Genomic DNA, 12,596 nt, shown 5'->3' with positions numbered 1-12,596 from the left:
AAAGGCCGCAAGACCACTGTGCAGCAAAGTTTGTGTCACTTAAGTGACACCCAGCAACGAAACCTCACCGACCCAAGGAATACAAAAGCTCAAGGTTGTGCCGCGCAACTGCACACAACTCCTGATAGGAAAGTTGCGTGTCCCAAGCCTCCGCAAAAGCCATCAACGTTCCCCTCGTTGTTTCCACCCCAAAAAAACATATGAAATCCCCTTCTACAAATGGAATCTCATAGGAGTTAGGGATAATCGCAGACTCATCAACCAAGGGACGTGGAGTTCTTTCCTCAGCGCTCTTCGTTTTGACGGCGCTAGTTAAAAATCCCGTGTCCACGAGGTAGTCTTGCGGAACTATGTCGCAGCCAACAGATTGAGATTTAGGAAGCACAACCGGCTCTCCCACCACCAAACCCAGTGACGCGAACTCCTCCTTAGAGATCTCAGTGCATGGATTGAAAATATCGTCCCAAATCGTAGTCGGGTCATACTCCCCCAACACCAAATCACCACTATGAAAATGGAAAGCAGCCGGCGCCTCCTCCACCTGTGATTGCGTAACCGGAACCACAGAACTATCCACCGGCTGCTCCTGTCGAACCCCACCACACCCGGCAAGCCCGAGCACGACCCCGAGCAACACAACGACAAAACCGCGCATTATCAACCCCCGGAAAACAAATAGCTGCTTTCCCCGATCATCCATGCACTCCGAAGCTTTCGCAACTTCTCAACTCAATCTGTGAAACCGACTTAGGCCATGACCCGGGGTTTGCTGCGCTTAAGGAGATGGAAGAATCTGGAGCGCACCTTAGCAATCTGAACAAGATACGCCAGAACAGGTGGAGCAAGTCCTGGGTGGTGGTGTATTTGGTTTCGAATCTTGGTGATTTTTGGGGCTTGTTGTCAGGGCAAGGCTCGAAGCTGGGGTGGGGGTGCGATCATTTCGTGATCTCGTTTCCTTTTGCCGGGGCAGCATCGATCGTGCCGGCAGCAACGATGTTCTTTGGTCTGCTAGAGACTCATCACGGACATGTAGCGTTTCTGTTGGATCCTTTGCACTCGTGTTGATCAGCGCTTAGCGCCTTGAGCAAATGCACGACGGCGTTGTCGAGGTCGGGCAAGACTCCGGCGACGTATCTTTCTGTTCAATCAGTCGGTGGGGTGGTGTGATCAGACTTTCGTCCACACTGTTTTCGGGTTTCGGGGCGTGGGTAAACGCCAACAGATCTCCTAAGGATTCCTCCAAGTAATCCGCCTCGTGCGGGAACCTCTGCTGGCAGAACTCAACGACATCCCGGGCATGGTGGCGTGCGCTGTTAGCGTCGGGTTGCTGGAAGATCGTCTGAAACATCGCCAGCACTATCGGCCACGTGGGTTGTTGGCACCATCGCTGAGGAGGTTCTGCGCGAAATGCGTACGGCACCACTGCCTGGTCGCGTTGGGCAGATAATCACTTATAGCGGCTTGAATGCTTGGGGGAGCGTTTAATGGTGTGAGCGCTCTTCGAAATGTAGCCCACTGGCGCTCTTTGAAATGTAGCCCAGTGTGGTCGTTGTTATTGTGCCTGATGTGGGGTTGGTGAGGGGGTTGTTGGTGCGGGTATTTCGCGTCCTTTGATGCGGTGGCTTACTCCTCGGTGTTGAAAGATTTTGGCGTGGTGGACGATGCGGTCGACCATGGCGGTGGCTACTGTGATGTCGCCGAAGCATTGCGCCCATTGGGAAAACGCTAGGTTTGAGGTCACGATGATGGAGCCGTGTTCGTAGCGTCTGGAGACGAGTTGAAAAAACAGGTTCGCCGCGTCAGCTTCGACGGGAATGTAGCCGAGTTCGTCGATGATGAGCAGGTGGTAGCGGTTTAATCGTTTCAGCAGCGTTTCGAGTTTGCCGGTGTTGTGGGCTTCGGTGAGGGTGTTTACCCACCCGGCGGCGGTGTCGAAGAGGACGCGATAGCCTTGCTGCGCTGCTGTGATGCCAAGTGCGGTGGCGAGGTGGGTTTTGCCGGTTCCGGGTGGGCCGAGCAGGACGACGTTTTCAGCTGTGGCGACCCAGGCCCCGGTTTCAAGGCGTGCGATTTCAGTGCGGTCAATACTGGGTTGTGCGGTGAAGTCGAAGTCGGCGATGGTTTTCACGGCCGGAAAGCCGGCGCGTTTGACGCGTAATGATGCTCCGGATTCCGCGCGGGCGGTCGCTTCGACAGATAGCACGGCGGCGAGGTACTCCTCGAATGTCCAGGATTGGCTACGTGCTTGATCGGCGATGGTTGAGTAGACGTTGTCGATGCGTGGGGCTTTCAACTCCCGTGCGAGGTGACTAATTGCCGCCGCGGTGTCGTGGGCGCTGGTGCGGGTCATAGGAAAGAGCTCTCCTTGAAGTTTGTGGGGCGTTGAGGCCGTGTTAGGCGATGTGGTCGTAGATGGATAGGTCAGCGATGTCAACAGCGGTATCTGGCTGGAATCTCTCGCCCGCCGTAGCTAGGTCGCGGCGCATGGCGCGGGCAGTTTGGGCGTGGGCGGGGTCGGTGATGACCTTGTGCTGGCCCCAGTGGCGCGGGTGCACCGCGGCGGGTTCACCGTGTGGCCCGGTCACGGCGATTTCATCAAGCGTGCTGCGCACAGTGACTAGTCGGTCAATGAATGTCGGATCCACGCTGTACTGGTTGGTGTCAACGGTGACGTAGTAGTTTCGCGGCAGGCGCACCGCGGGCCTGACACCGAACACCGGCGGATACGGTGGCAAGGGGCGCATCGCCCGCTGATCAGCTGCAAACAAGTCCGCCGGTGTGGCCTTCAACGTGGTGTGAACGCGTGCGTTGGCGATTGTGGTGAACCACTCATCAAGTTGGGCTTGCACATCCACCGGGTCGCTGAACCGGCGCCCGGGGAAGAAGGAACGCTTCATGTACCCGTTGGTGCGCTCGACGATGCCTTTAGATTCCGGGTCCCGCGGTGGGGTCTGAACGATTCTGCAGCACAGCGCCCCGCCGAATGCGGCAACAGGCTCGCACAGCTTCGCCTTGCCAATCCCGGACTCGTGATCCCACACGAGCCGATCTGGTACCGCTTGGAAATCACGTGTTATCAACTGCCACATCCCGGCGATCAAGTCATCAGTCGTGCGCGAGGGAAGCACACACGCCGCAGCGAAACGAGAATGCGAGGCTGCCATCACCAACACCGGCAACGCGCGGTAGACCCCATCAGCATCAGGTAGTCCACCCGGTGCAAAAGTGAGATCACATTGGATCTCACGCCCCGGGGCGTGAGTAAGGGTATCGACTGGGTCGGCGGGCATATACTCAGTCCGGATCCTGGCAACGTGTTTGCGAAACCATGAATCCGAGCCTGTCCAGCCCACTCGCTGAGCCAACACCTTGGCATTAAGCTGCGGTGTTTCCGTGAGAAGTTCCCTGACCTGCGGTTCAAACGGATCGAAACTCGTGCCTTTGGCATCCCGTGGCTTGTAACAAGGCGGCGAATCTGAAGCCAAAGCCTTCTCCACCGTCTTCTTCGCACAGCCCACTTCGGCCGCGATCTTCCTCAATGACAGACCCTGCCCACGCAGGTATCGGATCTGCGCCCATTCCTCCAATGAAATCACCCATCCAATCTTTTCCGGGTGGGCTACTTTTCGAGGAGCGTTTTGGGCTACTTTTCAAAGAGCGCTGACAAATGGTCAACAGCAATACCCCGTTCACACAGCCGGCAAGCAGATCGCAGATAACCCAGTCCACGACGCGGTAGATTCCCTGGTGGCGGGCAACACGCTGGTTGTGATCACGCACTGACCTTTACGCACTTTTACTGTCAGCGCATTGCACGAGACGCAATAAGCACCTGGCTTGTGTCTAACGGGCGGGTACGGAAGTCTTTGGCCATGTCGGACACCTGCGATGTCGACAGGTTGGTGATCCCGCAGATGACAAGGTCGTTCATGCGGCAGGTGGGAGCCCCTTGAGGTAGCACTTCGCTACAACGGTGGTGAGGGAGCGTTTTGCTCGAAAGCGGCGCTGCAAAAGCCAGTGAAGGGAAGAACGAGCCGTGGCGAAGCTTCGGGATTTTCACATCGATGGTGCCCACGCAAGTGTCCAAGTCGCGGGGGAGGTAGCCGTTGCGGTGGTTGGTGCGGGTATCACTGCCGGTGGCGAACCCGCCCCGCAGACACTGTCTGCCCCGTCCGCCAAGGACCTAATTGATGAAGTCCTGCAGCATCTAACGCACCAGATCCGGAAAGGTATGGGCGAGTAGATCATCAAGGTAGGCGGTCGGGTCGATATGATTGGGTGCAGCGCCCATTCGCGGTTACTCCTTTCGAGGATAGGTACGAGTTGATTCGAAAGGTACTGCGCTGGCCACCTCACACATTCTTAAGACCCCTCACCGGCAGTCACAGATACACCACGCTAAAGGCCGCAAGACCATCGCGGAGGGTGTCAGGAAGTTTGTGTGTGAGGCTGGACCTGACCCCTTGGTGGTGGACACGCTGAAACCAGCATTTCGCTGGGGAAGTGAGGTACCTTTCCACCATGCCACGCAAGACCTACACCGAGCAGTTCAAGCGTGACGCAGTGACGTTGTACGAGTCGACCCCTGGAGCCACGATCAACGCGATCGCCTCCGATCTCGGGGTCAACCGCAACTCCCTGCGCACCTGGCTCGACGCCTTCGGCACCGGCACCAAAACCAACGCCAACGGTGAAAAAGTCGCCAGCCCGATCGCCGCAGCCAACAGCGAACGTACTCCTGCTCAAGGACTCTCCGATGCCGAACGCATCCGCATGCTGGAACGCGAAAACGCCACGCTACGGGAAGAACGAGAGATCCTGCGCAAGGCGGCCAAATATTTCGCGGAAGAGACGAACTGGTGAACCGCTTTCAGTTCGTTGATGACCACCGAGACTTCTACGAGGTCAAGCGGTTATGTGAGGTCCTGAAGATCAACCGGTCCTCCTACTACAAGTGGAAATCTGCTGCTCCTGCCCGCCGGCGACGCCTCGTCGCTGACGCGGCGCTGGGAGCGAGGATCAAGGCCGTGTTCACAGCTGAGAACGGCTGTTACGGGGCGAAACGCATCACAGCGGCCATCAACTCGGATCCGACCAGCGATGATCGCCTCAATCACAAGCGCACCGCCAGGCTGATGCGCCAGATGGAATTGTTCGGCTACACCAAGAAACGCCGCGTAAAGACCACGGTGTCTGCGAAACGCGCTCCGACGTTTCCGGATCTGCTCGCACGCCGTTTCACCGCGGAGAAACCAAACACGGTCTACGTCGGCGATATCACCTACCTCCCGATTGCAGATGGGTCGAATATGTACCTGGCGACGGTCATCGACTGCTACTCGCGGCAGTTGACCGGTTTCGCGATCGCCGTCCACATGCGTACGGAGTTAGTTGAAGAGGCTTTGATGATGGCTTACGGGATCCGTGGCGGGCTTGACGGAGCGATTTTCCACTCCGATCATGGCAGTGTATACACCTCTGATCGGTACCGAAGACTATGTGAACGTCTCGGTGTTACCCAATCGATGGGAGCAATTGGTACCAGCGCGGATAATTCTCTGGCGGAGTCGTTCAACGCCACGTTGAAACGGGAAGTCCTTCAAGATGCACCTGTTTTCGCCAGTCAGCTGGTGTGTCGCCGGGACGTGTTCCAATGGTGCAGTCGCTACAACACCAAACGCCTGCACTCGAGGTGCGGCTATCGTTCGCCGAACGCCTTTGAATCTTCCGAAACAGCTATACTCAAAACCGCATCTGATTAAAACTCCGTGTCCACTTTCCGGGGTTCAGACCCGCTCTGATACAGAAGGAGTTTCACCGATAATGACAACGGTGACAACGAAGAAAAACCATGACCAGGACAAGGTCAACGAGATCAGCGAGAAGCTGATGGAAAATCCTGAGCTCGCCAAGCTGATTGGCGAGTTGTCGACGTCCACCGGTGACGCCAGTGACCTGGTCAAAGGTCTGTTGCAGGCGTCGATTAACGCTGGTCTGCAGGCGGAAATGGATGCCCATTTGGGCTACCGTCATTCCGACCGGAAGATGAAGGCCCAGGTTGAACCAACACAGGGTGGTAACCACCGCAACGGGTCGTACACCAAGACGGTTAACTCTGGTTACGGCACGTTGGAAGTAACTGTACCCAGGGATCGTTGCGGCACGTTTACGCCCCAGATGGTGCCCAATAGCGCACGCCGGCTGACAGAGCTCGATGACATAATCATCTCGCTGTACGCCGGTGGGATGACAGTGCGTGATATTCAGCACCATCTTGGGTCCACCCTGGGGGTGGATATGAGCCCGGATACGATCAGCACCATTACCGATGCAGTCTTAGACGAGGTCATGATCTGGCAGAACCGTCAGCTCGACGAGTTTTACCCAGTAATCTTCCTTGATGCGCTACGCGTGAAGATCCGCGATGGCCACCGTGTAGTCAACAAGGCGTGCTACATGGCGGTGGGCATCGACATCGACGGTATCAAGCGCATCCTGGGCTTGTGGATTGCTGATAATGAAGGCGCCGCCTTGTGGGCATCGGTGTGCGCAGATCTGGCCAACCGTGGCGTCCAGGATGTCTTCATCGTCTGCTGTGATGGGCTTAAAGGCTTAGCGGAAGCCGTGGAGGCGACCTGGCCGAATTCGATGGTGCAGACCTGCATCGTGCACCTGATCCGGGCGGCGAACCGGTGGGTGTCCTATCAGGACCGAAAAGCTGTCTCCAGCGCGTTACGTGCGATCTACACGGCCGCAAACGAAGATACCGCCCGTGCCAGCTTAGATGCGTTCGAAACCTCTGAGCTTGGCCAGAAATACCCGCAGTCGGTGAAGGTGTGGCGTGATGCGTGGGAACGGTTCGTGCCGTTTTTGCAGTTCCCGCCAGCAGCGCGCAAGGTGTTGTACACCACGAATTCGATCGAGTCACTTAACGCTGAGCTGCGCAAAGCTACCCGGAATCGGGGCCAGTTCCCGAACGATACAGCGGCTGTGAAGACGCTTTGGCTGATGATTTGCAACATCGAAGACAAACGCGCTGCCAAACGCGCGAAGCAAGCCAAGCGCGCCGTTGAGTGCAACGGGTATGTTGAAGGAGCAAAGGCCAATGGCTGGAAGCAAGCCATCAACCAACTAGCTGTGGCATACCCCAACCGATTCGCGGAGTACTTGTAAACCAAACCCCCGCACACAAACTATCGGACACTCTCCCATCGCGCAGCAAAGTTTGTGTCACTTAAGTGACACCCAGCAACGAAACCTCACCGACCCAAGGAATACAAAAGCTCAAGGTTGTGCCGCGCTATTGCACACACCTCCTGATAGGAAAGTTGCGTGTCCCAAGCTACCGCAGAAGCCATCAACGTTCCCCTCGTTGTTTCCACCCCAAAAAAACACACGAAATCCCATTCTGAAAGTGGAATCTCATAGGAGTTAGGGATAATCGCAGACTCATCAACCAAGGGACGTGGAGTTCTCTCCTCAGCGATCTTCGTTTTGACGGCGCTAGTTATAAATCCCGTGTCCACGAGGTCGTTTTGCGTAACTATTCCGCAGCCAACATATTGAGATTCAGGAGACTCAACCGGCTCTCCCACCACCAAACCCAGTGACGCGAACTCCTCCTTAGAGATCTCAGTGCATGGGTTGAAAACATTGTCCCCCGCCGTAGTCGGGTCAAATTCCCCCAACACCAAATCACCACTATGAAAATGGAAAGCAGCCGGTGCCTCCTCCACCTGTGATTGCGTAACCGGAACCACAGAACTATCCACCGGCTGCTCCTGTCGAACCCCACCACACCCGGCAAGCCCGAGCACGACCCCGAGCAACACAACGACAAAACCGCGCATTATCAACCCCCGGAAAACAAATAGCTGCTTTCCCCGATCATCCATGCACTCCGAAGCTTTCGCAACTTCTCAACTCAATCTGTGAAACCGACTTAGGCCATGACCCGGGGTTTGCTGCGCTTAAGGAGATGGGAGAATCTGGAGCGCACCTTAGCAATCTGGACAAGATACGCCAGAACAGGTGGAGCAAGTCCTGGGTGGTGATGTATCTGTCTTCCGATGTGAACAAGCAGGATGACGGTGTGAGGGACCGTCACGAGCTCGGTGCTGGCGTGGACTCATGCAGCCTCCTGAGTGGAGTCGCCGGCATCAATGACGGTGGCTGTCATCATCGTTTCGGTCTGTTCCAGGCTGGTTAGCGACATGTAGCGTTTCTGCTGGATCCTTCTCACTCGTTCTGCTCGGCGAGTACCGCCCCGACCAGCCTGACGACGGCATCGCGGTTGGAAAGATCCCAACGACGTCGGTGCGGCGTCTGATCTCCCGGTTGAACCTTTCGGTGGGGTTGTTTGACCACACCTTCGTCCACACCGCTTTCGGCACATTCGTAAACGCCAGCAGGTCGTCTTAGGATTCCTCCAGGTAGTCGGCCACATGGGGGAATTTCTGCTGGCAGAACTCGACGACATCCCGGGCCTGGTGGCGTACGTTGTTAGCGTCGGGTTGCTGGAAGATCGTCTGAAACATCGTCGACAATGTCGGCCACTTGGGTTGTCGGCACCATCGATGAGGAGGTTCTGCGCGAAATGGATGCGGCACCGTTGCCAGCTGGCCTGCGGCAGGCAGGCCCCCACAGCGGTTTGGATGCCCTGGTGGGCGTTTCTGGTGACTAGGTACACCTGATCCAGGCCCTGGGCTTTCAGGTCGCGGAAGAACCCGGTCCACGACGCGGCCGATTCCGCGGTGGCGACCTGCATGCCAAGCAACTCCCGGTAGCCGTCGGCGCTAACCCCGGTGTCAAGCAGCACGCTGGTTTTAACGACGCGCCCATCTTTACGCACCTTTATGGTCAGCGCGTCACAGGAAACATAGAGTCAGGGGCTGGTGTCCAATGGGCGGGTGCGGAAGTCTTTGACCATTATGTCGAGTTTTTGGCCATGTCAGACACGTGCGATGTCGACAGGTTGGTGATCCCGCAGGTGACAAGGTCGTTCATGCGGCGAGTGGAGAGCCCCTTGAGGTAGCAGGTCGCTACAACGGTAGCCAGGGCGCGTTCTGCTCGTAAGCGGCGCTGCAACAACCAGTGAAGGAAAGAACGAGCCGTGGCGAAGCTTCGGGATGTCTAGGCAGATGGTGCCCACGCAAGTGTCCAAGTCGCGGGGGAGGTAGCCGTTGCGGTGGTTGGTGCGGGTATCACTGCCGGTGGCGAACCCGCCCCGCAGACACTGCCTGCCTCGGCCGACAAGGACCTAATTGATGAAGTCCTGCAACATCTGGCGCACCAGATCCGGAAAGGTGTGGGCGAGTAGATCATCAAGGTAGGCGGTCGGGTCAAGATGATTGGGTGCAGTGCCCACTCGCGGATGCTTTCCATTCGAGGATAGGTAGGAGTTGATTCGAAAGGCTCTGCGCCGGCCGCCTCACACATTCATAAGGCCCCGCACCGGCAGTCACAGATACACCACGCTAACGGAGCATCAGAACCGATGTGATTTCTGCCTGCACGCCTGAGCCGGGATGGATGATGCACACCGACCAAGGATTCCAGTGTCAACATACGACGTGGCGCAAACTGATCAGCGACAACGCTGGCACCCAATCCATGTCGCGCAAAGGGTAACTGTTGGGACAACGCCGTCATCGAGAACTTCTTCGGCCACTTGAAAGCCGAGATGTACCACGGCGAAAGCTTCGCCACCGTCGAAGAGCTCACCGGCGCAATCAACGACTACATCAACTGGTACAACACCGAAAAGTTCCAGCAACGACTCAAGGGCCTGACTCCGATGCAATACCGGAACCAGGCCCTTAAACCCCAAGCCGCATAGAACTAACCCAATCCAACTCTCGGGGGTCAGTTCAACGCGCGCGGTGGGTCTTCGCTTTTCGCGTCCACTCACAGCCTGTGGTGAAAGTCCCCTAGAGGTTCGCGCACGTCGCGCACTCATCTGAAGAGATCCCTCAACGCAATGTTTGATTTCTACCCACGCCCCGCGGAGTGGATGATGATGTGGTCACACCACCCTACCGAAAGGCTCAACTGGGATCTTGCCCGGCTGCGGCAGCGCCTTCGCGCGTTTGGTCGAGGCGACGGGCGTCGAGCAGCGCTAGGAGTGGATCTGGATTTGACTTCGGGTTTTCTCAGTTTTGATGCTGAGATTTGATGCTGAAGTCGGAGTTACTCTTGCATAAACCGCCTGGTGAATTCTTCGCCCGGCATGAGCTGAACCGTATCCTCGTTGGGGTTACCGCTTTCCGAAGGTATGGTCTGACTCGCCAGTTCAATCGAACCGTCGGAAGACCAGTAGTAAATCTCGGGACTGATCGGGGCGACATCGAGGCTTAGAGAAAGACTACGCATGACATTCATGACGTTATAAAGGTCTTCGGCGCCCGTGGGAGCTTTGAGGACAAGCACCGACTTATCTAAAAGACCAAATAGCAGTCCATCCGGAGCCTCAATTCCAACCTGAGAGGCGAGGGCCGACATATTCGAAATCTTCGAAGATGTGAAGGCGGTCTCGCCGGATACGATCAGGACACCTTCGTGCTCTACGATCTCATCGACTGGATCATTTTCCGTGTTACGACGGCCAAGATTGAAAAGCTCGTCGGCCGGCAGTTGGAGTTCACCGAGCGAATCATCGCTAACGAACGCAACATGTTGCGGGTAGTCCAAGCACAACACTTCGGCTAGACCCTCAGCCACCGGACGTGCGTACTGCTGGTATTCGCGACCGTTAGTCGAAACAATCCGGCTGCGAATCATTGAAGCCAAAGATTCAGGGTCAAGATCTGAAGGGTCTTGCTTTCGCGTAGCGTCCATTACAAACTGGAACCACTGCCCGAACAGGCTTTCCCATTCGTCTGAAGGAACTTGTTGCATTTGGTCTGCGAGGTTCTCCAGACTTACAAGACTGCCGTCGTTAATCTGTAGACAATGACCGTTTTCTGTTAGCACCTGCTCGGCCGGTATGCCTTCTGCCTGAAAAGCCTTGGTTAGATATCCAACTGCGAGTTGGATCATCTCATCACGATTCGGAACGGGTTTTGACTTTGCGTTCTTTCTTCTAAAAAATCCCATAATTTATACTAACACTTCGATCACAATTTTTGTCTCTAAACTCCGGAGGGGCGGGCACTGGGATGTGAAAGGGCACAAACCTACTGCACGTCCGGAGGGTGTCAGGAAGTTTGTGTGTGAGGCTCTGATACAGAAGGAGTTTCACCGATAATGACAACGGTGACAACGAAGAAAAACCATGACCAGGACAAGGTCAACGAGATCAGCGAGAAGCTGATGGAAAATCCTGAGCTCGCCAAGCTGATTGGCGAGTTGTCGACGTCCACCGGTGACGCCAGTGACCTGGTCAAAGGTCTGTTGCAGGCGTCGATTAACGCTGGTCTGCAGGCGGAAATGGATGCCCATTTGGGCTACCGTCATTCCGACCGGAAGATGAAGGCCCAGGTTGAACCAACACAGGGTGGTAACCACCGCAACGGGTCGTACACCAAGACGGTCAACTCTGGTTACGGCACGTTGGAAGTAACTGTACCCAGGGATCGTTGCGGCACGTTTACGCCCAGATGGTGCCCAATAGCGCACGCCGGCTGACAGAGCTCGATGACATGATCATCTCGCTGTACGCCGGTGGGATGACAGTGCGTGATATTCAGCACCATCTTGGGTCCACCCTGGGGGTGGATATGAGCCCGGATACGATCAGCACCATTACCGATGCAGTCTTAGACGAGGTCATGATCTGGCAGAACCGTCAGCTCGACGAGTTTTACCCAGTAATCTTCCTTGATGCGCTACGCGTGAAGATCCGCGATGGCCACCGTGTAGTCAACAAGGCGTGCTACATGGCGGTGGGCATCGACATCGACGGTATCAAGCGCATCCTGGGCTTGTGGATTGCTGATAATGAAGGCGCCGCCTTGTGGGCATCGGTGTGCGCAGATCTGGCCAACCGTGGCGTCCAGGATGTCTTCATCGTCTGCTGTGATGGGCTTAAAGGCTTAGCGGAAGCCGTGGAGGCGACCTGGCCGAATTCGATGGTGCAGACCTGCATCGTGCACCTGATCCGGGCGGCGAACCGGTGGGTGTCCTATCAGGACCGAAAAGCTGTCTCCAGCGCGTTACGTGCGATCTACACGGCCGCAAACGAAGATACCGCCCGTGCCAGCTTAGATGCGTTCGAAACCTCTGAGCTTGGCCAGAAATACCCGCAGTCGGTGAAGGTGTGGCGTGATGCGTGGGAACGGTTCGTGCCGTTTTTGCAGTTCCCGCCAGCAGCGCGCAAGGTGTTATACACCACAAATTCGATCGAGTCACTTAACGCTGAGCTGCGCAAAGCTACCCGGAATCGGGGCCAGTTCCCGAACGATACAGCGGCTGTGAAGACGCTTTGGCTGATGATTTGCAACATCGAAGACAAACGCGCTGCCAAACGCGCGAAGCAAGCCAAGCGCGCCGTTGAGTGCAACGGGTATGTTGAAGGAGCAAAGGCCAATGGCTGGAAGCAAGCCATCAACCAACTAGCTGTGGCATACCCCAACCGATTCGCGGAGTACTTGTAAACC

General features: G+C 56.3%; 10 protein-coding genes and 3 pseudogenes. 5 read left to right on the top strand and 8 right to left on the bottom strand.

Going from position 1 to position 12,596, the window contains the following annotated elements; translation table 11 throughout:
- Positions 1-64: 64 nt before the first annotated feature.
- The 5 genes from VLL26_RS01690 to VLL26_RS01675 form a co-directional block, all read right to left on the bottom strand.
- Positions 65-700 carry a DUF3558 family protein gene (locus VLL26_RS01690; RefSeq protein WP_342319409.1) on the bottom strand — a complete coding sequence of 212 codons (636 nt, stop codon included), beginning with the start codon at positions 698-700 and terminating at the stop codon, positions 65-67.
- 372 nt (positions 701-1,072) lie between these two features.
- Positions 1,073-1,420: a transposase gene (locus VLL26_RS11125; protein WP_425292279.1), complete on the bottom strand. Its 348-nt coding sequence runs from the start codon at positions 1,418-1,420 to the stop codon at positions 1,073-1,075.
- Positions 1,421-1,552: 132 nt separating this feature from the next.
- Entirely contained in the window at positions 1,553-2,350 is a 798-nt protein-coding gene (gene istB, locus VLL26_RS01685) for an IS21-like element helper ATPase IstB (protein WP_342319408.1), read from the bottom strand.
- 43 nt (positions 2,351-2,393) lie between these two features.
- Positions 2,394-3,596, bottom strand: coding sequence for an IS21 family transposase (gene istA, locus VLL26_RS01680; RefSeq protein WP_342318463.1), 1,203 nt, complete (start codon positions 3,594-3,596; stop codon positions 2,394-2,396).
- Positions 3,597-3,802: 206 nt separating this feature from the next.
- Complete coding sequence (locus VLL26_RS01675) at positions 3,803-4,075, bottom strand: transposase (protein ID WP_342319407.1); 273 nt, start codon at positions 4,073-4,075, stop codon at positions 3,803-3,805.
- Between VLL26_RS01675 and VLL26_RS01670 the strand changes: the two genes are divergently transcribed.
- The 3 genes from VLL26_RS01670 to VLL26_RS01660 all read left to right on the top strand — a co-directional run bounded on the left by VLL26_RS01670 (position 4,037) and on the right by VLL26_RS01660 (position 7,173).
- Positions 4,037-4,243: a hypothetical protein gene (locus tag VLL26_RS01670; RefSeq protein WP_342320218.1), complete on the top strand. Its 207-nt coding sequence runs from the start codon at positions 4,037-4,039 to the stop codon at positions 4,241-4,243. The genes VLL26_RS01675 and VLL26_RS01670 overlap by 39 nt on opposite strands.
- Before the next feature lie 278 nt (positions 4,244-4,521).
- Positions 4,522-5,762 (top strand): IS3 family transposase gene (locus VLL26_RS01665; RefSeq protein ID WP_342318167.1). Its coding sequence is split into 2 segments (ribosomal slippage): positions 4,522-4,849 and positions 4,849-5,762, totalling 1,242 coding nucleotides; the frame shifts between segments, so codons are not numbered across the junction.
- Positions 5,763-5,823: 61 nt separating this feature from the next.
- Positions 5,824-7,173: an IS256 family transposase gene (locus tag VLL26_RS01660; RefSeq protein ID WP_342319406.1), complete on the top strand. Its 1,350-nt coding sequence runs from the start codon at positions 5,824-5,826 to the stop codon at positions 7,171-7,173.
- 86 nt (positions 7,174-7,259) lie between these two features.
- On the opposite strand, the gene VLL26_RS01655 is transcribed toward VLL26_RS01660, so the two are convergent.
- Both VLL26_RS01655 and VLL26_RS01650 read right to left on the bottom strand, forming a co-directional pair.
- Positions 7,260-7,895, bottom strand: coding sequence for a DUF3558 family protein (locus VLL26_RS01655; protein ID WP_342319404.1), 636 nt, complete (start codon positions 7,893-7,895; stop codon positions 7,260-7,262).
- A gap of 233 nt (positions 7,896-8,128) precedes the next feature.
- A pseudogene (locus VLL26_RS01650) lies at positions 8,129-9,367 on the bottom strand (IS256 family transposase).
- A 113-nt stretch (positions 9,368-9,480) separates the two neighbouring features.
- Here VLL26_RS01650 and VLL26_RS01645 point away from each other — a divergent pair.
- A pseudogene (locus tag VLL26_RS01645) lies at positions 9,481-9,838 on the top strand (transposase); the annotation flags it as partial.
- A gap of 350 nt (positions 9,839-10,188) precedes the next feature.
- Here the strand turns inward: VLL26_RS01645 and VLL26_RS01640 are convergent.
- Positions 10,189-11,094, bottom strand: coding sequence for a hypothetical protein (locus VLL26_RS01640; RefSeq protein ID WP_342319403.1), 906 nt, complete (start codon positions 11,092-11,094; stop codon positions 10,189-10,191).
- A 150-nt stretch (positions 11,095-11,244) separates the two neighbouring features.
- Here VLL26_RS01640 and VLL26_RS01635 point away from each other — a divergent pair.
- Positions 11,245-12,593 (top strand): annotated as a pseudogene (locus VLL26_RS01635) (IS256 family transposase).
- Positions 12,594-12,596 lie beyond the last annotated feature (3 nt).

The sequence above is a fragment of the Corynebacterium sp. BD556 genome (assembly GCF_038452275.1).
In the GTDB taxonomy this organism is placed as follows: domain Bacteria; phylum Actinomycetota; class Actinomycetes; order Mycobacteriales; family Mycobacteriaceae; genus Corynebacterium; species Corynebacterium mayonis.
Note: the sequence above shows the minus strand (reverse complement) of the source record. Positions and strands in the feature narration are given on the sequence as shown.